The sequence below is a fragment of the Sphingomonas sp. BK580 genome, assembly GCF_014194975.1.
In the GTDB taxonomy this organism is placed as follows: domain Bacteria; phylum Pseudomonadota; class Alphaproteobacteria; order Sphingomonadales; family Sphingomonadaceae; genus Sphingomonas.
On sequence record NZ_JACIAY010000001.1, the window covers coordinates 206,332 to 226,955 of the forward strand.

14 protein-coding genes are annotated in these 20,624 nt (G+C 70.8%); 6 read left to right on the forward strand and 8 right to left on the reverse strand.

Annotation, left to right across the window (positions count from 1 at the left end; genetic code table 11):
* Positions 1-49 precede the first annotated feature (49 nt).
* Positions 50-994 carry an N-acetylmuramoyl-L-alanine amidase gene (locus tag FHY05_RS00980; RefSeq protein WP_183942564.1) on the reverse strand — a complete coding sequence of 315 codons (945 nt, stop codon included), beginning with the start codon at positions 992-994 and terminating at the stop codon, positions 50-52.
* 423 nt (positions 995-1,417) lie between these two features.
* Here FHY05_RS00980 and FHY05_RS00985 point away from each other — a divergent pair, with 423 nt between their 5' ends.
* The 5 genes from FHY05_RS00985 (at position 1,418) to FHY05_RS01005 (ending at position 8,514) form a co-directional block, all read left to right on the forward strand.
* Positions 1,418-4,114 carry a ribonuclease E/G gene (locus tag FHY05_RS00985; RefSeq protein WP_409321522.1) on the forward strand — a complete coding sequence of 899 codons (2,697 nt, stop codon included), beginning with the start codon at positions 1,418-1,420 and terminating at the stop codon, positions 4,112-4,114.
* Between the two features lie 321 nt (positions 4,115-4,435).
* Positions 4,436-5,863, forward strand: coding sequence for a M48 family metalloprotease (locus tag FHY05_RS00990; RefSeq protein WP_183942565.1), 1,428 nt, complete (start codon positions 4,436-4,438; stop codon positions 5,861-5,863).
* Positions 5,860-6,576: a DsbA family protein gene (locus FHY05_RS00995; RefSeq protein WP_311732335.1), complete on the forward strand. Its 717-nt coding sequence runs from the start codon at positions 5,860-5,862 to the stop codon at positions 6,574-6,576. The genes FHY05_RS00990 and FHY05_RS00995 overlap by 4 nt, the downstream gene beginning before the upstream one ends.
* Before the next feature lie 250 nt (positions 6,577-6,826).
* The gene (locus tag FHY05_RS01000) at positions 6,827-7,756 is read left to right on the forward strand and encodes an ABC transporter ATP-binding protein (protein ID WP_183942566.1); all 930 of its coding nucleotides are present in this window, start codon (positions 6,827-6,829) and stop codon (positions 7,754-7,756) included.
* Positions 7,753-8,514 carry an ABC transporter permease gene (locus FHY05_RS01005; RefSeq protein ID WP_183942567.1) on the forward strand — a complete coding sequence of 254 codons (762 nt, stop codon included), beginning with the start codon at positions 7,753-7,755 and terminating at the stop codon, positions 8,512-8,514. The genes FHY05_RS01000 and FHY05_RS01005 overlap by 4 nt, the downstream gene beginning before the upstream one ends.
* A gap of 102 nt (positions 8,515-8,616) precedes the next feature.
* Here the strand turns inward: FHY05_RS01005 and FHY05_RS01010 are convergent, their stop codons facing one another.
* From FHY05_RS01010 to FHY05_RS01030, 5 genes are all read right to left on the reverse strand, one after another.
* A complete protein-coding gene (locus FHY05_RS01010; RefSeq protein ID WP_183942568.1) occupies positions 8,617-9,339 on the reverse strand; it encodes a CPBP family intramembrane glutamic endopeptidase in 723 nt (240 codons plus the stop codon).
* A 4-nt stretch (positions 9,340-9,343) separates the two neighbouring features.
* Positions 9,344-10,309 (reverse strand): class II fructose-bisphosphatase, encoded by a 966-nt coding sequence (glpX, locus tag FHY05_RS01015; protein ID WP_183942569.1) that lies wholly within the window; start codon positions 10,307-10,309, stop codon positions 9,344-9,346.
* Positions 10,310-10,432: 123 nt separating this feature from the next.
* Positions 10,433-11,878 carry a carbohydrate porin gene (locus FHY05_RS01020; protein WP_260181074.1) on the reverse strand — a complete coding sequence of 482 codons (1,446 nt, stop codon included), beginning with the start codon at positions 11,876-11,878 and terminating at the stop codon, positions 10,433-10,435.
* Positions 11,879-12,148: 270 nt separating this feature from the next.
* Positions 12,149-14,884 carry a preprotein translocase subunit SecA gene (secA, locus tag FHY05_RS01025; RefSeq protein ID WP_183942571.1) on the reverse strand — a complete coding sequence of 912 codons (2,736 nt, stop codon included), beginning with the start codon at positions 14,882-14,884 and terminating at the stop codon, positions 12,149-12,151.
* A gap of 88 nt (positions 14,885-14,972) precedes the next feature.
* Entirely contained in the window at positions 14,973-15,227 is a 255-nt protein-coding gene (locus FHY05_RS01030; RefSeq protein ID WP_183942572.1) for a hypothetical protein, read from the reverse strand.
* A gap of 169 nt (positions 15,228-15,396) precedes the next feature.
* Here FHY05_RS01030 and argJ point away from each other — a divergent pair, with 169 nt between their 5' ends.
* Positions 15,397-16,623: a bifunctional glutamate N-acetyltransferase/amino-acid acetyltransferase ArgJ gene (argJ, locus tag FHY05_RS01035; RefSeq protein WP_183942573.1), complete on the forward strand. Its 1,227-nt coding sequence runs from the start codon at positions 15,397-15,399 to the stop codon at positions 16,621-16,623.
* Positions 16,624-16,971: 348 nt separating this feature from the next.
* Here the strand turns inward: argJ and galA are convergent, their stop codons facing one another.
* Both galA and FHY05_RS01045 read right to left on the reverse strand, forming a co-directional pair.
* A complete protein-coding gene (gene galA / locus FHY05_RS01040; RefSeq protein ID WP_183942574.1) occupies positions 16,972-19,857 on the reverse strand; it encodes a beta-galactosidase GalA in 2,886 nt (961 codons plus the stop codon).
* Positions 19,857-20,594 (reverse strand): GntR family transcriptional regulator, encoded by a 738-nt coding sequence (locus FHY05_RS01045; protein WP_183921065.1) that lies wholly within the window; start codon positions 20,592-20,594, stop codon positions 19,857-19,859. Before FHY05_RS01045 ends, galA begins: the two co-directional genes overlap by 1 nt.
* Positions 20,595-20,624: the final 30 nt, after the last annotated feature.

The window sequence follows — 20,624 nt, forward strand, 5'->3', positions numbered from 1 at the left end:
GGTTCGCGGCGCGGGGGAAGCCGCGTACCGCGCGCGGCAACGCGCGGGGTCAGCGCACCGCCAGCCGGCGCGCGAAATACACCTCGACCGCCCGGCGCACCGTCTCCGCGATCCTCTCGCGGCCTGCCTTGCTGTCCAGGAAGGCGGCGTCGGCGGGTGTCGAGATATAGCCCGTCTCGAACAGCACCGAGGGCATGTCGGGTGCCTTGAGCACCATCAGCGAGGCGGTGCGATGGAAATTGGTCTTCACCGGCATCAGCGGCTTGGCCTCGCGCCCGAGCAGGCGGGCGAAGCCGGCCGAGGCGTTCATCGTCTCGCGCTGGGTGAGATCGATCAGGATCGATGTGACATCGGCGTCGCGGCCGAGTTGGACGCCCGCGATCACGTCCGACTTGTTCTCGCGCGCCGCGAGCAGCGCCGCCTCTTTGTCCGAGGCGATGTCGGAGAGCGTGTAGGCGGTCGCGCCGGTGGGGGCGCCGGCCCCGACGCTGTCGCAATGGACCGAGATGAACAGGTCGGCGCGCAGCCGGCGCGCGATCCCGAAGCGTTCGCGCAAGGGGATGTAGCGGTCGTCGTCGCGCGTCAGCGCGACGCGCGCGCGGCCGCCCTCGACCAGCGCGTCGCGGATCGCCTTCGCGATCCTGAGCGTCACGTCCTTCTCGCGCAGCGCGGCCTGCGGGTTGATCGCACCCGGGTCGTTGCCGCCGTGACCCGCGTCGATCACCACCAGCGGACGCCCCTCGGCGCCCGACACCCTGGGCAGGCGGAGACCGCGCGCGGGCGGCGGGACCGGCACCGAGACCTTGTAGCCGTCGCGGTGCGCGTCGCGCTCGGCGCGTGACTTCCATGGCAGGAAGTCGAGCGACGGTGCGTCCTGGTCGGCCTCGCGCGGCGACGCCGCAGCGATCGGCACCAGCGCCAGCAGCGCCGCCAACGCCAGCGCCGTGCCGCTACGCGCTGCCAGCCTTCCCGTGCGGTACGTTCGCGGTCTCATCCCCGCCCCCTATCGCGCCGACCCTCACGCGTTGGTTAACGGACCCGGCGGTGCAAGGAAATAGCAGCGTGAATCGTGCCAGTTGATGCGGCGGGTCGGCGATGCTACCGAGACCATGACCGGAATGTTGCGCGATCCACGCGCGACGCAGCTCCGGCGCCACTGCCCGCCCGGCGCGACGCCGGCCCCGGGTCATCAGGTTGACGCTCGCAATGCCGCACCCCGCCCGACCGCTGCCCCGCCCGGCCTCTGCCGGCGGCCGCGCGGTCGCGGGTTGCCCCGCCAGCACCTCGCGCGGGGCGGCGCGGCACGCGACAGCAGCACCCATCACCATCCGCGCGGCCGGCCCTCACGGGCGGCCGGCAGCGCCCTATCGTCGCGCCGCCGCCCTGATCGGGCGTTGCGGCGCGTGGAGACCATTCAATGACCATGCGTATGCTGATCGACGCACGCCACCGGGAGGAGACCCGGGTCGCCGTCGTCAAGGGTAACCGGATCGAAGAGTTCGATTTCGAGAGCGCCGAGCGCAAGCAGCTCAAGGGCAACATCTATCTCGCCAAGGTGACGCGCGTCGAGCCGTCGCTCCAGGCGGCGTTCGTCGATTACGGCGGCAACCGCCACGGCTTCCTCGCCTTCAGCGAGATCCACCCCGATTACTATCAGATCCCCAAGGAGGATCGCGACGCGCTGCTGCGCGAGGAGGCCGAGCACGCCGCCGAGGAGGCCGCGCTGCGCGCCGAGCAGGACGCGTTCGAAGACGCCGAGTTCGACGGCGACGAGGACGAGCTCGACGGCGACGATCACGCGGGCGACGACCAGGACGACGCCGCCGACGAGACGGCCGAGGACGACGCCGGCGCCGAGCCGCGTGCGTCGCGGCGCCGGCGTGGCCGCGCGAGCGTCAACGACGATCAGGTCGAGGCGTTGCGCCAGCGTCGCATGTCGCTGCGCCGCCGCTACAAGATCCAGGACGTGATCCATCGCCGCCAGGTGCTGCTGGTCCAGGTCGTCAAGGAGGAGCGCGGCAACAAGGGCGCCGCGCTCACCAGCTACCTCAGCCTCGCCGGCCGCTACTGCGTGCTGATGCCCAACACGTCGCACGGCGGTGGGATCAGCCGCAAGATCTCGAACGCGGGCGATCGCAAGCGACTGAAGTCGATCATGGCGGAGCTCGCGCTGCCGTCCTCGATGGGGTGCATCGTCCGCACCGCCGGGCTCCAGCGCAGCAAGACCGAGATCAAGCGCGACTTCGACTATCTCGCGCGGCTGTGGGACGAGATCCGCGAGAAGACGCTGTCGAGCAGCGCGCCCGCGCTGATCTACGGCGACAGCGACCTGATGAAGCGCGCGATCCGCGACATCTACAACAAGGACATCGACGAGGTGATCGTCGAGGGCAGCGACGGCTATCGCCAGGCCAAGGAGTTCATGCGGCTGCTGATGCCGAGCCATGCCAAGAAGGTGAAGCATTACAGCGACCCGGTGCCGCTGTTCCAGCGCGCCGGCGTGGAGGAGCAGCTCGCCGCCATGTACCACCCGGTGGTGCAGCTGAAGTCGGGCGGGTACCTCGTCATCAACCCGACCGAGGCGTTGGTCTCGATCGACATCAACTCGGGCCGCTCGACGCGCGAGCACAACATCGAGCAGACCGCCACCGCGACCAACCTCGAGGCGGCGCATGAGATCGCGCGCCAGCTGCGGCTGCGCGACATGGCCGGCCTGGTCGTCATCGACTTCATCGACATGGACAACGGCTCCAATGTCCGGAAGGTCGAGAAGGCGATGAAGGAGGCGCTCAAGAACGATCGCGCGCGCATCCAGGTCGGCCGGATCTCCAGCTTCGGGCTGATGGAGATGAGCCGCCAGCGGCTGCGCACCGGCGTGCTCGAGGCGTCCACCCGCCCCTGCCCGCATTGCGAGGGCACCGGTTTCGTCCGCACCGCCTCGTCGTCCGGCATCTCGGCGCTGCGGCTGATCGAGGACGAGGCGGCGCGCGGGCGCGGCTCGCTGCTGACGCTGCGCTGCAGCCAGGAAGCGGCCTTCTACGTGCTCAACCGCAAGCGCGCCGACATCGCCGAGATCGAGGACCGCTACGGCGTCCAGGTCGAGATCATCCCCGACGAGGAGCAGGAAGGCGCGCGCATGTCGGTCGAGGCCAATGGCCCGCCGCCCGCGCACCCGCCCAAGTTCGACCGTCCGATCGTGGAGGTCGAGGACGACCTGATCGAGGACGAGGTCGAGGAGGAGTTCGAGGACGAGGAGGTCGAGGAGACCGCCGACACGCCGCGCGAGCGCGCCGACGCGGGCGACGACGAGGGCGGCCGCGGCAATCGCCGCCGTCGCCGCCGCCGCGGTCGCCGCGGTCGCACGCGCCCCGAGGGCGAGAACGAGGGTGACGTCGAGGCCGGTGAGGCCGAGGGCGAGGACGAGGAGGAGCTCGTCGACGCCGCTGACCCGGTCGAGGACGAGGAGGCCGTGGAGGCCGATGCCGAGGCGCCGGCCGAGACGGGCGAGCGCGAGGGCGGTCGCCGCCGTCGCCGCGGCCGTCGCAACCGTCGCCGCGACGGTGACCGGGGCGAGGAAGCCGCCGCGACGGCCGAGGCGTTGGCCGACCAGGCGGCGGAGCCTGAGGCCGAGGCGGAACCCGAGGCGATCGCCGCACCTGAGCCCGAGCCGGCGCCGGTTCCCAAGACCCGCCGTCGCCCGCGCGCGCGCGCCGCGACCGCGGCGGTGACCGAGCCCGAGGTCCAGACCGAGGAGCCCGAGGCCGAGACGCCTGCCCCGGCGCCCGCGGCGGAGGAGGCGCCCGCCAAGCCCAAGCGCACGCGCCGCAAGAAGGCGGTCGAGCCGATCGCCGAGGCGGCCGACGCCGGCCCGGTCAACGACGGTCTGCCCGCCCCCGAGCGGGGCGAGCCCGAGGCGGTCGAGGCCGAGGCGCCGGCCAAGCCGAAGCGCACGCGCCGCAAGAAGGCCGATGCCGCGCCCGTCGCGGAGGCGCCGGTCGCCGCCGAGCCGGAGGCGGTTGCGACGGCGGAGCCCGACGCCGAGGCGGAAGCCGCGCCCGCCGAGGGCGAGGCGACGCCGCGCCGCGGCTGGTGGCAGCGCACCTTCGGCGCGTGACGTCGTGCGCCGGGCTTCAGCCGCGGTTCAGTGGAACCGCGGCAGGACGCCCGGCGCATGCCCTCACCGATGTCACCCGCCGCGCCGACGCTCCCGGACGATCGTGAGGAGAGCGGCGCCGTGATTTCTCCCAGCGCCATCCGCCGTGTTCCTGTGAACGCACGAACCCAGGGCAACGAGCGACCCCGCTCCCTGCCCCGCGCTCACGTCCGCGCACAATGGGGTAAGGCCAACGCGCTCCTATTCACCGTCATCCCGGCCTTGAGCCGGGATCCATCCCTCCGCGCAGGACAACCGAGCGAAGCGTGTGCGGCGCCATGGATGCCGGGTCAGGCCCGGCATGACGAAGGAGGCGGGCGCCGCTCCAGCTCCACCCACCCGCGCCTGTCGCCGTCTCCCCGCTGGCACCGCCTCGTCGCCGCCGCGGCGACCGCGGTCCTCCTCCTCGCGCAGCCGGTGCAGGCCCAGTCGATCCTGCGCGATGCCGAGACCGAGGCGCTGCTGCGCGACATGTCGGCGCCGCTCGTCACCGCCGCCGGGCTGCGCCCGCGCGACGTGCAGATCGCGCTGATCAACGACGACTCGATCAACGCCTTCGTCGTCGGTGGGCAGACGGTCTACGTTCACTCGGGACTGATCCAGGCCGCCGACACCGCCAACCAGGTACAGGGCGTCATCGCGCACGAGCTCGGCCACATCGCCGACGGGCATGTCGTCAACGCCGGCGAGGGTCAGCGCCCCGCGATGGGCATCTACCTGCTCTCGATGGTGCTCGGCCTCGCCGCGATGGCGGCGGGCGGCGGCGAGGCGGGCGCCGGCATCCTCTCCGCCGGGCAGCAGGCGGCGATGGGCAAGTATCTCGCCTTCAGCCGCGTGCAGGAGGCCACCGCCGACGCCTCGGCGGTGCGCTATCTCAACACCGCCGGGATCACCGGGCGCGGCATGCTGGAGTTCTTCAAGAAGCTCCAGCAGCAGGAATTCCGCTACGGCACCAAGAACATCGATCCGTTCATGCAGTCGCACCCGCTCTCGGGCACGCGGATCCAGACGATGACCGCCGACCTGCAGGGCTCGCCGGCCTGGCGAAAGCCGCTCGACCCGGCGATGGAGGAGCGCTTCAAGCGCATCCGCGCCAAGCTCGACGGCTATCTGCTGCCCCCGGCGCAGGCGCTCCAGAAATATCCCGACAGCGACCAGACCGCCTACGCGCATTACGCCCGCGCCTATGCCTATCACCGCGCCGGCTATCCCGACAAAGCCGATGCCGAGGCCGAGGCGCTCGTCGCCAAGGAACCCAACGACCCGTATTTCCAGGAGATCATGGGGCAGATCCTGCTCGAGGCGGGCAAGCCAAAGCAGGCGATCGAGCCGCTGCGCCGCGCCACCGAGGGCTCGCGCTCGGACCCGCTGGTCGCGACCACCTACGGCCACGCGCTGATCGCGACCGAGGACCCGAAGAACTACGACGAGGCCAAGCGCATCCTGAAGACGGCGGTGGGCCGCGACGACGAGAACCCGTTCGCCTGGTTCCAGCTCGGCACCGTCTACGAGCTCACCGGCGACGAGCCGCGCGCCGCACTCGCCAGCGCCGAGCGCGCCAGCATGATGGGCGACGACCGCACCGCCGCCGACCGCGCGCGCTACGCCATGGCCGGGCTGCCCAAGAACACGCCCGACTGGATCCGCGCGCAGGATATCGCCATGACGTCGCAGAACGGCCTCGACAAGAACAGGAAGAAGCGACGGTGAACAGGCTGTGGCTGCTCGGCATGGTGCTGCTGGGCGCACTCTTCGGCGCGGGCGGTATGTGGCTCGCGAACCGCGTCGCCCCTGCCCCGCTCGCTGACGGCGACCGACTTCGCATCGAGCGCGTGGTGCGCGACTATGTCCTCGCCAACCCCGAGATCATCCCCCAGGCGATCGAGCGCTTGCAGGCCAAGGACGCGTCGCGCGCGATCGCGGCGTCGCGCGCCGCGATCGAGGAGCCCTATGCCGGCGCCTGGATCGGCAATCCCAGAGGCGACGTCACGCTGGTCGAATATTACGACTACAATTGCGGCTTCTGCCGCGCCAGCCTGGCGACGATCGAGCAGCTCGTCGCCGAGGACAAGAACCTGCGGGTGGTGTTCAAGGAGCTGCCCGTGCTCGCCGACAGCAGCCGGCTGGCGGCGCGCGCGGCGCTGGCGGCGGCGGTGCAGGGCCGCTTCAAGCCGTTCCACGACGCGCTCTACGCCGCCGGGCCGGTGAGCGAGGCGACCATCGCCACCGCGGCGAAGGCGACGGGGGTCGATCTCGCCAAGCTCCCCGCCGACGCCGACGCGACGATCCGCGCCAACCTGGAGCTGGCGCAGAAGCTCGGCATCACAGGCACGCCGAGCTGGGTGGTCGGCGACCAGCTGCTCTCGGGCGCGCTGCCGATCGAGCGGCTGAAGGAAGCGATCGCGAAGGCACGGGTGTCCTAGGCCTCCTCCTATCGGAGCGCCGTCTTGACCGGTCGGGTCATCGTCATCGTACCTGCCGCCCGCACGCGCCCACCGTGGTGCCCGCGAAGGCCGGGATGGCGGCCGTGGGAGACGGCTGGCAGATCCACGAGTGCGGCTGACCAGCCGTACGCCTCCTCTTCCGCGCGCGCGCACATCCCGAAACGCCGCGTTTCCGCGCTTGCCGCCCCCTCCCCCGCCTCCTAACTGACGGGCGAAGCAGGGAGACGACATGCCGGAACCGATCCTGACCGTCGCCGGCGTGTCCAAGACCTACAAGAACGGTCCTGCCGCGCTCAAGACCGTCGACCTCGAGGTCAACCGCGGCGAGATCGTCGCGCTGCTCGGCCCCAACGGCGCCGGCAAGACCACGCTGATCAGCATCATCTGCGGCATCGTCACGCCCTCCTCCGGCAGCGTCACGGTCGCCGGGCACGACGTGATGCGCGACTATAAGGCTGCGCGCCGCGCGATCGGGCTGGTGCCGCAGGAGCTCGCCACCGACCAGTTCGAGAGCGTGCTCGCCACCGTCACCTTCTCGCGCCGCCTGTTCGGCCGCTCGGGCCACTCCGACTATATCGAGCAGGTGCTCCGCGATCTCTCGCTGTGGGAGAAGCGCGACGCCAAGATCAAGGACCTGTCGGGCGGGATGAAGCGCCGGGTCTTGATTGCCAAGGCGCTGGCGCACGAGCCCGAGATCCTGTTCCTCGACGAGCCGACCGCCGGCGTCGACGTCGCGCTGCGGCGCGACATGTGGAAGCTGGTGCATCGCCTGCGCGAGCAGGGCGCGACGATCATCCTCACCACCCATTACATCGAGGAGGCCGAGGAGATGGCCGATCGCGTCGGGGTGATCTCGCGCGGCGAGCTGCTGCTGGTCGAGGAGAAGGACGCGCTCATGGCCAAGCTCGGCAAGCGCCAGATGGACCTCACCCTGGTCGAACCGCTCGCCGCGGTGCCTGCGGCGCTGGCGCGCTGGTCGCCGACGCTGGAGCACGACGGGCGCACGCTGCGCTACGTCTTCGACGCCAAGGCGGAGAGCACCGGCATCCCCGAGCTGCTCGCCGCGGTGGCAGAGCAGCATATCGCCTTCAAGGACCTGGAGACGCGCAAGTCGAGCCTCGAGGACATCTTCGTCGACCTGGTGGGGCAGCGCGCATGAACCTGCATGGCATCTGGGCGATCTACCGCTTCGAGATGGCGCGCTTCGGGCGCACGATCTGGACCAGCCTCGCCACGCCGGTGATCACCACCACTCTGTACTTCATCGTCTTCGGCTCGGCGATCGGGTCGCAGATGAAGAACATCGGCGACGTGCCCTACGGCGCCTTCATCGTGCCCGGGCTGATGCTGCTCACGATCTTCTCGGAGAGCGTCTTCAACGCCAGCCTTGGCATCTACATGCCCAAGTTCACCGGCACGATCTACGAGCTGCTCTCCGCCCCGCTGTCGGCGGTGGAGACGGTGATCGGCTATGTCGGCGCCGCCGCGACCAAGTCGCTGGTCATCGGCCTCGTCATCTTCGCCACCGCGCATCTGTTCGTCGACCTGCATGTGGCGCATCCGCTGCTCATGCTCCTGTACCTGGTGCTGGTGGCGGCGAGCTTCTCGCTCTTCGGCTTCTGCCTCGGCATCTGGGCCAACGGCTTCGAGCAGCTCCAGATCATCCCGCTGCTGGTGATCACGCCGCTGACCTTCCTCGGCGGCGCCTTCTACTCATTGACGGTACTGCCCGAGCCATGGCGCACGGTCACGCTGTTCAATCCTATCGCCTATCTGATCAACGGCTTCCGCTGGACCTTCTTCGGTATCAGCGACGTCGACGTGCTCGCCTGCGTGGCGGTGACCGCGGGTTTCGGTGCGCTCTGCCTCGCGGCGGTAGTGACGATCTTCCACACCGGCTGGCGGCTGAAGAGCTGAGCGGGAGCGGGCCCGCGGTGCGCCTGCGGGCGCCGGAGCCCAGTGCCACGATCGCGACCCTCGCATCGCTGGCCCCCTGCGTTCGCAGGAACATCGGGCTCCTCACCGCACCCGACCCGACAGCAGTGGCCGCACCACCAGCGCGTTGAGATCGATCGCGACGTGAAGCAGCATCGCCGCCGCGAGCGAGCCGCTCAGCAGATACGCGAGCGTCAGCACTGCCCCGACCAGCGCGGTCGCGGCCATGCCGATCCATCCTTGGTAGCGATGCGCCGCCCCGAACAGGGCGCACGAGAGCGCGAAGGCGGCGACGCCCGGCACGCCGCAGCTCACCAGCAGCAAGGGTAGCAACAGCCGGAAGAACAACTCTTCGGTCACCCCAGCAGTCACCGAGAGCAGCGTGCCCCAGCCCAGCTCCCCGCGCGTCGTCGGCAGCACCGACTCGACGTCGCCCAGCGTCACCGATCGTCCGCGCCAGCGCTCGACCAGACCGGCGATCACCCCGCCCACGGCCAGCCCGCCGAGCGTCGACCAGGCCAGCAGGTCGAGCGGCATCGTCCCGCCCGCCAGATCGATCGCGGCCGCGCGAGCGGGAGCGAACTCGGCTGGCAGCTGCGCCAGCGCATGGAGCCGCCCCAGCGCGACGAGCGCCACCAGCGTCACCACCGCGAAGTGGAGCGTCGGGCGCAGTGCCCGCAGCAGGAAGCGGCGCCGCCGCGCGTCGCCGCCGGGACGGTAGAGCCAGCGATAGTGGCGTGTGCCACCGCGCAGGAACAGCGCGAGGCTCGCCAGCCCCACCGCCAGCCAGAGCGGCGCGGCGAGCATCGCGTCAGCGCTCGAGGCGGTGCTCGCCTCTGACCCAGCGCACCGTGCCCGACGAGGCGCGCATCACCACGCTCTCGGTCGTCATCTTGTCGCGCCGCCGCTTCACGCCCTCCAGCAGCGATCCGTCAGTCACCCCCGTCGCGGCGAAGATACAGTCGCCCTTGGCGAGTTCCTTGAGATCATATTGGCGGTCGAGATCCTCGATCCCCCATTTGCGCGCGCGCGCGCGTTCGTCGTCGTTGCGGAACAGCAGTCGACCCTTGAACTGGCCGCCGACGCACCGCAGCGCGGCGCAGGCGAGCACGCCCTCGGGTGCGCCGCCCGAGCCCATGTACACGTCGATCGTCGTGTCCGGATCGCTGGTCGCGATCACCCCGGCGACATCGCCGTCACCGATCAGCACGACGCCGCAGCCGAGCGCGCGCAACTCGGCGATCAGCGCCTCGTGCCGCGGCCGGTCGAGCACGCAGGCGACGATGTCCTGCGGTCGCACGCCCTTCGCCGCGGCGATCGCCTCGACGTTCTGGGTCGGCGTGCGATCCAGGTCGATTACCCCCGCCGGGAGGCCGGGACCGACGGCCAGCTTGTCCATGTACACGTCGGGCGCGTTGAGCAGACCGCCTGCCTCGGCGATGGCGAGCACCGCGAGGCTGTTCGGCCCCGACTTGGCGCAGATCGTCGTGCCCTCGAGCGGGTCGAGCGCGATGTCGATCGCCGGGCCGTTGCCGGTGCCGACCTTCTCCCCGATGTAGAGCATCGGCGCCTCGTCGCGCTCGCCCTCGCCGATCACGACGGTACCGTCCATGTCGAGCTCGTTGAGCGCGGCGCGCATCGCCTCCACCGCCGCGGCATCCGCCGCCTTTTCGTCGCCGCGGCCGGTCAGCTGCGAGGCCGCGATCGCCGCCGCCTCGGTGACCCGCACCATCTCGAGCACGAGGACACGGTCGAGTACCTTGCTGGCCTGGGGCATGAGTCACCTTCGCTGCGACGTGATGCCACTTTCGATACGGCGCCTGCATGACGCTGTCGAGGCAGAATGTTTTACATGTTCAACAGCGATGCGCGATGCGAGATGTGCGGGTACGAGGTCCGCCTACAGCGTGATCGCGGCCTTCATCCCCACGACGCCGACGTCGTCGGCCCCGCGTACGCCGCCGGGCTGATGGACCCATTGCAGATTGGGTCGCAGCTCGAGCCAGTCGGCGGGGTGAAGACTATAATAGACCTCGGCGGCATATTCGGCGTCGCGCACCGGCGTTCCGGGAACCAACGAGTCCGCGCGCGCGGCACGGCCATTCACGTTGGTGCGTGCCAGCGCCAGCCCGAGCACGTCGCCCGGCAACGCCGGCACCAGCCCCTTGTAGAAGAGGCCGAGCGCGATCTGGTTGTCGGTGACCGTCGTCTTCCGGTCCGCCTGTGTCACGTTGAGGAACATGCTGAGGCCGGTCAGTGCCTTGCCCTCCTTCGACGTGCCGGTGAGCTGCTGCTGCAGCGACAGGTACACGCCGTACCGGCTCGATCGGCGCAGCGGATCGGTGCCGGTGAGAACGATCGGGCGCCGGCCCCGGTCGAGTAACACGTCGTCGGCATCGGCGGTCGCGAGCCAGCCGCCGACCTTGTACGAGCCGACCTTGCCGTCGTCACCGCCGCGGGTGAAGCCGGCCTCCAGTGGGATCAGCACGCCGGTCGCGCCCTGGAAGTGGCCGATGAAAAAGGCCCTCTCCAGGTTGCGCGGGTTGATCTCGTAGACGGCGCCCTGGACGTAGTGGCGGTCGTCCACGGCGACGCGGACTCGCGCCCCCCATTGGCTCACCGGCCAATTGTACCAATAGTCGCCGGCGAGATTGCCGGGCTGCGCACCGCAGAAGCTCAGATTCATGAAGTGACACGAGAACGCGGCGAAGTCCTCGCCGGGGTTGGTGCGCCCGAGCTTCACTTCGGTGCGCTCGCCGAGCTTCTGCTCCCACCACAATTGCGTCACACGCACAGTCTGGCCGCGGCCGTAGACTTCCTGCACCTGCTGCAACGTGCCGAGCCCCGCGTCGGTGGTGAGGTCGTAGCCGCGTCGCCAGGTCACGGTCGCCTGCACGGCGCCGCCGCTCAGCCCGGCCAGTTTCTCGAGATCGAGCAGCGCGCCGACGTCGAATTGCCCCGTCTCGCGGAACAGCTGCCGCTCACCGCCCGCGACATTGTAGCCGCTCTCCGAGGCGTAGCGCGCGGTGAGGCCGATCCCGCGACGACCGAGCCGGGTACGGATCTCCTGCCAGTCGCCGATCAGGCCTGGCGGCGGCGCACTCTGCGTGTCGCCGACCAGCGAGGACGGCGAGGTATCACGCGGGCGCCGGCCGAGCGGCGCGCGCGGGCGCCGCTGCGTGTCGCCCGACTGGGTAGCGGTTGCCGGGTCGGGCGTGGCGGCGTCGGCTGCGGGCGGCGCGGTGGGCGTCGGGTCGGCCGGCGGCGAGGCCCCCACGTCCACCTGCTGCGCGCACGCCCTCCCCGCCGCGAACAGTGCCGCCGCGGCGAGCGCGACGCTGGTCATCTTCCTCATCTCGCCCCCGGCGAATGGCCCATCGTTACGCCGCGACAACGAGCGCCGGCGCGATTGGTTCGCGCGACTGTCATGGATCAGCCTGTCACTGCCATGGCCGAGGTGGCTCCGTCGGAACGCCCCGGCAACGAGGCCTTGGCAGAGCTCCCGCGCACGCGGGAGCTCTCGGCGCTGCCGGCGCTTCTCCCGCGCGACGCTGAGTCAGCGCATGCGCGGGAACACTCCTCGGCGGAGTGGCTCGCTCACGGCCGCCCGCTCACCTCACGCGGCGCCGTGGCAGTGCTTGTACTTGCGCCCCGAGCCGCACGGGCACGGCGCGTTGCGGCTTACCTGCCCTTCCCAGCTCGCCGGGTCGGCGCCCAGGTCGGCGGCGGTCGGCTGCGGGATCTGCAGCGGCGGCAGCTGAGTCGTCACCAGCCCGAGCGAGCCCGCGTCGATGTCGTTCGAATTGTCCTCCCCGGTGAACGGGTCGAAGTGCGTGGTGATGAAGTCCGGCAGCTCGGGCAGCGGCGGCGGCTCCTGCATGCGGAACTGCGCGTGCGCGATCGTCTTGGTGACGTCCTCGCGGATCGCGTCGAGCATGCGCTGGAAGAGGTTGAACGCCTCCTGCTTATACTCGTTGATCGGCGTCTTCTGCGCGTAGGCACGCAGGTGAACCACCTGCCGCAGCGCGTCGAGCGTCGACAGATGCTCCTTCCAGTGATGGTCGAGGTTCTGCAGCAGGATCGACTTCTCGACCTGGGTCCAGGTCTCGGGCTCGAGGTCGGCCGACTTGCTCGCCACCGCGGCATCCGCCTCGGCCTGGACGCGCTCGGTGACGATCTCGGGGTCGATCGCGTCCTCCTTGAGCCACTCGTCGATCGGCGGCTCGAGGTTGAGGATATCGGCGAGCCGCGCCTTCATCCCCTCGATGTCCCACTGCTCGGGATAGGAGTTGGGTGGGCAGGCCTCGCCGACGATCGCGTTGACCGTCTCGGCGCGCATGTCGCTCACCACCTCGCCGACGGTCTCGGCGTCCATGATGTCGGCGCGCTGCTCGTAGATCACCTTGCGCTGGTCGTTCATCACGTCGTCATATTCGACGACCTGCTTGCGAATGTCGTAGTTGCGCGCCTCGACCTTCTTCTGCGCGGTCTCGATCGCCTTGGTCAGCCACTTGCTGCCGATCGCCTCGCCGTCGGCGATGTTGCTGCGCATCATCTTGGCGAACAGCGTGTCCGGCCCGAAGATGCGGAGCAGGTCGTCGTCCAGCGAGAGGTAGAAGCGGCTCAGGCCGGGATCGCCCTGGCGCCCCGAGCGGCCGCGCAGCTGGTTGTCGATGCGACGGCTCTCGTGCCGCTCGGTGGCGAGCACGAACAGCCCGCCCGCCTCGAGTACCTTCTGCTTCTCCACCGCGATCTCGGCGCGGATCTGCTCGATCGCCGCCTCGCGCTCGGGCCCCTCGGGCATGCCCGCCAGCTCGTCCTCGACGCGCATCTCGAGGTTGCCGCCCAGCTGGATGTCGGTACCGCGACCCGCCATGTTGGTGGCGATCGTCACGGCGCCGAGCCGCCCCGCCTGCGCCACGATATGCGCCTCGCGCTCGTGGTAGCGCGCGTTGAGGACCGAGTGGTCGACCCCTTCCTGGCGCAGGAACTCGCTCAGCAGCTCGGACTTCTCGATCGAGACGGTGCCGACCAGCACCGGCTGGCCGATCTCCGAATGCTCGCGGATCTTCTTGGCGATCGCCCGGAACTTGTCCTGCGTGTCCTTGTAAAACTCGTCTTCCTCGTCGACGCGGTGCACCGGCTTGTTGGTCGGGATGGTGACGACGTTCATCTTGTAGATGTCGTAGAACTCGGCCGCCTCGGTCGCGGCGGTGCCGGTCATGCCCGCCAGCTTGGGGTACATGCGGAAATAGTTCTGGAAGGTGATCGAGGCCATGGTCTGGTTCTCGGGCTCGATCTGCACGCCCTCCTTGGCCTCGACCGCCTGGTGCAGGCCGTCCGACCAGCGGCGGCCGTCCATCATGCGCCCGGTGAACTCGTCGATGATGACGACCTTGCCGTCCTTGACGATGTAGTCGGTGTCGCGCTTGAACATGACGTTCGCGCGCAGCGCCTGGTTGAGGTGGTGCACCACCTGCGTGTTCTCGAAGTCGTACAGGTTGGCGCCCTGGAGCAGCCCGGCGGCCTCGAGCATGCGCTCGGCGCGCTCGGTGCCGTCCTCGGTGAGTACGATCGTCTTCTGCTTCTCGTCCTTCTCGTAGTCGTCGGGCGAGAGCTGCTTCACGATCGCGTCGACGCTGATGTACAGCTCGGACTTGTCGTCGGTCGGTCCCGAGATGATCAGCGGCGTGCGCGCCTCGTCGATCAGCACCGAGTCGACCTCGTCGACGATCGCCATCGCGAACGGCCGCTGCACCATCTGCTGGCGCTCGTACTTCATGTTGTCGCGGAGGTAGTCGAAGCCGAACTCGTTGTTCGTGCCGTAGGTGATGTCCGCGGCATAGGCGGCGCGGCGCTCCTCGTCGGTGAGGTTGGGCACGATCACGCCCGTGGTCAGCCCGAGGAAGCGGTAGACGCGGCCCATCCAGTCGGCGTCGCGGCTGGCGAGATAGTCGTTGACGGTGATGACGTGGACGCCGTCGCCCGGCAGCGCGTTGAGATAGGTGGCGAGCGTCGCCACCAGCGTCTTGCCCTCGCCGGTACGCATCTCCGCGATCTCGCCGCGGTGGAGCACGATGCCGCCGATCATCTGCACGTCATAGTGGCGCTGGCCGAGCACGCGCTTGGCCGCCTCGCGCACCGTGGCGAACGCCTCGGGCAGCAGCTGGTCGAGCGTCTCGCCGTTGGCGAGCCGCTCGCGGAAGCGGACGGTCTGCTGCGCCAGCGTGTCGTCGTCCATCGCCTGCAGCGTCGGCTCGAACGACGCGATCTTGGCGAGGATGGGGTTGAGCGACTTGACGTAGCGGTCGTTGGACGAACCGAAGAGGGTCTTGGCAATGCCGCCGAACATGGGCTTGATCCTGTATGGGAGCGCGCCGCGGCGCCGTTCCCGGGCGCGCACGCTGATCTGATAGGGGGAGAGCGGGAGCGGCGCGGCGCTAGACGCGCCGGCGGCCCGCGAAGATCGGCTCGCGCGGCGCGACCGCGAGCGCGGCGATGCGCGGCGCGGCCGCGGTCGCGATCAGCGCGGCGGGCGCCTGCCCCGGGCGCACCGCGGCGCGGCGCGTGGCGGAGACGAACGCGGCAGCGCGCGCCTGCTGCGCCACAGCCTGTGCCGGCTGCGCCTGACGCGCGCTCACTCCCACGCCAGTCAGCGCGGACAGCAGGGCCGAGAGGAGCAGCAACAGGTTCACGCAGCGGGACATAAGACGAGACGCCCCGCCCGTCCACCGGCGCTTGGTCGAGTAAACCATCAATTTGCCCAGGATCGCTCCCCGGATCGGAGGGCATGGTGAGCCGTTGGCACCGACAGCTCCCACCTCTGCCCTTTGCCTGGCCTCACGCCATGCCTAAGAGGGCGCCATGTCGACGTCCACCTCCCCGCTCGCCACTCCCTTCCCCGACATGGCGAGCGTCGCCGGCGTGACGCTCCGCGTCGCGCGCGCGCACTACAAGACGTGGGACCGTACCGACCTCACGCTCGCGGAGTTCGCCCCGGGCACCACCGTCGCCGGCGTGCTCACCCGCTCCAAATGCCCCTCGCCCGAGGTGGAATGGTGCCGCGCCGCGCTGGTGCTCGGCCAAGCCCGGGCGCTGGTGGTGAACGCGGGCAACTCGAACGCCTTCACCGGGCACCGCGGGCGCGCCGCGGTCGAGGCGATCGCGGCGCAGGCGGCGGCACAGCTCGGCTGTCAGCCGTCCGACGTGTTCGTCGCCTCCACCGGGGTCATCGGCGTGCCGCTGCCGATCGACAAGGCGCAGGCCGGCGTCGCCGCCGCCTTCGCCGCGCCCGAGGCGAGCTGGCGCGACGCCGCCGAGACGATCGGTACCACCGACACCTATCCCAAGGGCGCGAGCGCGACCGCGGTGGTCGACGGGCGCACCGTAACGATCGCGGCGATCATCAAGGGATCGGGCATGATCGCGCCCGACATGGCGACGATGCTCGGCTTCGTCTTCACCGACGCCGCCGTGGAGGCACCGTTCCTCCAGGCCGCGCTCGCCGCGGCGAACGCGCGCACCTTCTCGTGCATCACCGTCGACGGCGACACGTCGACCAGCGACACGGTGCTCGCCTTCGCCACCGGCGCGGCGGGTAACACGCCGCTGGCCGACGACGACAGTCCCGGTGCCGACGCCTTCCGCGCCGCGCTGGCCGACGTCTGCCGCCAGCTCGCGCTGCTGGTGGTGCGCGACGGTGAGGGCGCGACCAAGCTGATCGAGGTGACGGTCGAGGGGGCCGATAGCGACGCCTCCGCGCACCGCGTCGCGCTGTCGATCGCCAACTCGCCGCTGGTGAAGACCGCGGTCGCGGGCGAGGACGCCAACTGGGGCCGGGTGGTGATGGCGGTGGGCAAGGCAGGCGAGCCGGCCGAGCGCGACAAGCTGTCGATCCGCTTCGGCGCCACCCAGGTGGCGCACGACGGGCTCGCGGTGGAGGGCTATGACGAGGCCCCGGTCGCGGCGCATCTCAAGGGGCAGGAGGTCGAGATCGGGGTCGATCTCGGGCTCGGCGAGGGTCGCGCCACGGTGTGGACCTGCGACCTGACGCACGGCTATATCTCGATCAACGCGGATTATCGCAGCTGAGGCGGCGGGCGCGTTCCGAGACGGCACCGTCGCGATGGTCAGGGTCGGTGTGGAGATCATTTCCTGAAGGGGAAGGTCGCACGATTGGGAGCGCTCCCTCCACCCTTGTCAGCCGACCTAATGCCGGCCTCCATCGTGCCGCGAACCCTTGAGCCGTCGCTATCGCGGAGCCATCGGTCGCGGCTCGGGGCCGGGATGACGGGAGTGCCGCAGTGATCCCGTGCGCGGGGAGTGACGCGCAGGGCGCGACAACGGGCGGTCGCGGGTGGTCGGCTCGGCGACACCCTTCCGTCAGGCCCGCCGGCTGACACCTCCCTCACGAGGGGAGGACCTGCGGACGCCGGCGATTCAGTCCGCGCCGAGCGTCACCTCCCCGGCGATCCCCGCCGGCGCCGCGCCCTCGACCAGCAGCAGCACGACCCGCTCGCCGCTCCCCGCCGGCACCCGCGCCTCGATCGGGGCCGGCGCCGCGTCGCGCTTGCTCGCGATCGGGCGACCGTCGACGAACAGGTCGGCGCGGCCCGCGACCGACTCGAAGCGGATGAACCCGCCCTCGGCGCCGACGCGTCGCCACGGCCGCACCACCGCGCGCCACGCGTGCCAGTCCGCGCCCGCCTCGCCGGGCACGAGCGCGCCGGGGCGGACGAACGCCCAGCTGTTGTTGTCGCCGTCCGGCGGTGCGGCGTCCGCGGCGGGGCGCTCGCGCAGCGCGGGCGAGCGGCGCCACTCGGCCAAAGGCTGGGCGCGACGCTGCTCCGGCCAGTTGGCGGGCGGCGCGACCGCGCGCCGGTCGACCGTGGCGCGCGCGCTTCGAAGCCCCGGCGCGGTCGCGGTCAGCGTCACCGCCCCACCCCCCGCGGCCGCGCGCACGATCACCTGCGCCAGGCCGTTGAACAGGCTGCGCGAGTCACCCTGCTCGGGTTCGTGGCTGTTGGGATCGCCGTTGCCCAGGCCGATGATCTCGGCACCGCTCACGCCGAAGCGCACCGGCAGGTTGGCGGTGGGCACGTGGCGACCGCGTGAGTCGATCGCGTCAACCGTCACCGGGAGCGAGTCCTCGCCGTCGCCGAACATCACGCGCCGTGCCGGAGTGAGCCGCAGCGCCACCGGCGCGCCCGCGGTCTCGTGCGCCGCCCTCGCCACCTCGCGTCCGCCACGCCGCGCCACCGCCTCGATCCGGCCGGACGCGTAGGGCACCTGCCACTCGTTGCCCATGATCCGGTCGACCCGCTGCGTGCCGAGCGCGCGGCCGTTGAGCGACAGCGTCACCTCCTCGGCGTTGCTCATCACCAGCACGCGGACGGCCTGCCCCTCGCGCCCCGGCCAGGTCCAGTGCGGCGCGATCGAGACGACCGCGGCGTCGTCGACCCAGTGCGCGCGGTGCACGTCATGGGCGGTCTTGGGGAAGCCGCACAGGTCCATGATGCCGAAGAAGCTGGAGATCGTCGGCCAGGCATACGGCGTCGGCTCGCCGTGATAGTCGAAGCCGGTCCAGGTGAAGCCGCCCGCGACGAAGCGCCGCTCCGCGATCGCGCGCCAGGTCGCGCGGTGCGTCCCGCCCCAGCTCGCCGCCTCGTCGTCGTAGGAGGAGATGACGTGGCGCGCAGGGTCACTGGCATAGGCGCCGCGCGTCTCGAACGCGCTGGTGTCCTCCGAGCTGGTCATCGCGCGCGTCGGGAACAGCCGGTGGAACCGGTCGTAGTCGCCTTGGTAATAGTTGAACCCGGTGACGTCGACGACGCTCGACACGCTGTCGGGCTCGAAGAAGGCGCCGTTCATCGCCGCGGTCACCGGGCGGCTGTCGTCGAGCGCGCGGACCTCGTGCGCCATCCGCCGCACCATCTCGACACCGGCGGGGGTGCCCTGCATCGGCTCCTCGTTGAACACCGACCAGAGGATCACCGAGGGATGGTTGCGGTCGCGCCGCACCAGCCAGCGCAGCTGCGCCATATAGTCTGGCGCGGGGTTAAACTGGCGGTTCTCGTCCATGACGAGGAAGCCGAGCTCGTCGCAGAGGTCGAGGAACTCCGCGGCGGGGGCATTGTGCGAGCAGCGGATCGCGTTGCAGCCGATCGCCTTCAGCCGCTCGAGCCGCCAGCGGTGAAGCGAGTCGGGCAACGCGACGCCGACCCCGGCGTGGTCCTGGTGCAGGCAGACGCCCTTCAGCTTCACCGGGCGATCGTTGAGGAAGAAGCCCTGTTCGGCGTCGAAGCGCGCGGTGCGGAAGCCGACCCGGGTGCGGCGCTCGTCGGCGATGCCGTCACCGGTGACGCGCGTGACGACGGTGTAGAGCGTCGGCCGCTCGACCGACCATGACAGCGGGGTACCGATCGACAGCGTCAGCCGCGCTACCGCCTCGTCCAGCGCGGTGACGGTCGCCCCGGTCTCGCCGCGCGCGACCTCGCGCCCATCGGGATCGAGCAGCCGCACCTCGACCCGCACCGCGCGATCGTCGCGCGCGACGCTGGTGAGCGTCACCGCCACCGGCACCTGCCACGCACCATCCGCACCGCGGCGCGGATCGCAGTGGACCCCGTCGCTCGCGATCGAGACGGGCGGCCGGCGCACCAGCCAAGCGTGGCGGTAGAGGCCGGCGCCCTCGTACCACCAGCCCTCCATCGCCTCCGCGTCGACCCGGACCGCGACGGTGTTGAGCTCGTCGCCGAAGCGCGCGAACGGGGTCAGGTCGACGTAGACGCTCGTGTAGCCCGACCAGTGGTGCGCCACGACGCTGCCGTTGACCCAGACCGTGGCGTTGGTGGCGATGCCGTCGAGGTGAAGCTCGATCCGCTGCCCGCGGTCGTGCGCGTCGAGCGCGAAGTGGCGGCGGTACCAGCCGATCCCGCGCGGGCGATAACCCTGCGCGACGTTGGCGCTCTCGACGAACGGCTGCGCCGAGGCCCAGTCGTGCGGCAGGCGGACCCGCTGCCAGTCGCTGTCGTCATAGTCGATCGCCGCCGCGCCTTGCGCGTTGCCGGCCTTGACGCTGAGATAGGTGGCATTGTGCGTGTCGAGCCGCGGCGGCGCGATATCGCCCTCGTGGAAGAGCCAGCCGCGCTCGAGCCGCACCCGCGTGGGATCGCCGACGAAGGCCCGCGGCGGCAGCGCGTCGACGGGCGCGGGCATCGGCAGACCGTCGCCCGGGTCGCGGTCGCGCGGGCGCGCGGTGGCGAGCGGCGCGCCCGCGACCGTCGCGAGCGCGGCGGTACCGCGCAGCAGGTCACGCCGCCGCATCAGAGATCGGACAGTTCGGCCACGAAGTCGTAGGCGTCGCCGCGGTAGTAAGAGCGAGTGAACTCCACCGCGCGCCCGTCGCGCAGGAATCCGCGCCGCTCGATCAGCAGGCCGGCATGCCCCGATTCGACGCCGAGCATCCGCGCGTGCTCGCCCCCGAACGGCACCGCGCGCAGCCGCTGCAGCGCGCGCGCCGGCCGGCTGCCCGCCGCCTGGAGCGCGGTGTAGAGCGAGTCCCCCACCGCCTCGGCCGAGGGCAGGCAGTAGCCCGCGATCGTCGAGAGCTCGAGTGCCATCGGCTCGTCGTCGGCGCTGCGCAGCCGGTGGAAGCGGTACACCGCCGCGCCCGGCGACAGGCCGAGCGCCATCGACTCCTCCGGGCTCACCGTGCCCGCCGCGCGCAGGATCCACTGGCTCGACGCGGTCTTGCCGCGCGCCGCCATGTCCTCGGTGAAGGACGAGAGTTTGGAGAAGCTCTTCTCAACCCGCCCCGCGACGAAGGTGCCCGCGCCGCGGCGCCGAGTGAGCAATCCCTCCTCGACCAGGCCGCCGATCGCCTTGCGCACCGTGATGCGCGACACGTCATATTCCACCGCGAGGTCGCGCTCGGCCGGGATCGCGTCGCCCTGCTGGAGCTTGCCGCCGCCGATGCCGTCGCGAATGACCTGTTGTAGCTGGAGGTAGAGTGGCGCCGCATTGCCCCGCCGGAACTTTCCGATCTCCTCGGCGAACCCCATTCTCTTCTCCCCCTGCCGGCCGATCGTCGC

Excerpts from the sequence above, each read along its gene's own strand:
- FHY05_RS00980 (WP_183942564.1), bottom strand. The coding sequence starts at position 994 with ATGAGACCGCGAACGTACCGCACGGGAAGGCTGGCAGCGCGTAGCGGC.
- FHY05_RS00985 (WP_409321522.1), top strand. The coding sequence starts at position 1,418 with ATGACCATGCGTATGCTGATCGACGCACGCCACCGGGAGGAGACCCGG.
- FHY05_RS00990 (WP_183942565.1), top strand. The coding sequence starts at position 4,436 with ATGCCGGGTCAGGCCCGGCATGACGAAGGAGGCGGGCGCCGCTCCAGC.
- FHY05_RS01000 (WP_183942566.1), top strand. The coding sequence starts at position 6,827 with ATGCCGGAACCGATCCTGACCGTCGCCGGCGTGTCCAAGACCTACAAG.
- FHY05_RS01005 (WP_183942567.1), top strand. The coding sequence starts at position 7,753 with ATGAACCTGCATGGCATCTGGGCGATCTACCGCTTCGAGATGGCGCGC.
- FHY05_RS01010 (WP_183942568.1), bottom strand. The coding sequence starts at position 9,339 with ATGCTCGCCGCGCCGCTCTGGCTGGCGGTGGGGCTGGCGAGCCTCGCG.
- glpX (WP_183942569.1), bottom strand. The coding sequence starts at position 10,309 with ATGCCCCAGGCCAGCAAGGTACTCGACCGTGTCCTCGTGCTCGAGATG.
- FHY05_RS01020 (WP_260181074.1), bottom strand. The coding sequence starts at position 11,878 with ATGACCAGCGTCGCGCTCGCCGCGGCGGCACTGTTCGCGGCGGGGAGG.
- secA (WP_183942571.1), bottom strand. The coding sequence starts at position 14,884 with ATGTTCGGCGGCATTGCCAAGACCCTCTTCGGTTCGTCCAACGACCGC.
- argJ (WP_183942573.1), top strand. The coding sequence starts at position 15,397 with ATGTCGACGTCCACCTCCCCGCTCGCCACTCCCTTCCCCGACATGGCG.
- galA (WP_183942574.1), bottom strand. The coding sequence starts at position 19,857 with ATGCGGCGGCGTGACCTGCTGCGCGGTACCGCCGCGCTCGCGACGGTC.
- FHY05_RS01045 (WP_183921065.1), bottom strand. The coding sequence starts at position 20,594 with ATGGGGTTCGCCGAGGAGATCGGAAAGTTCCGGCGGGGCAATGCGGCG.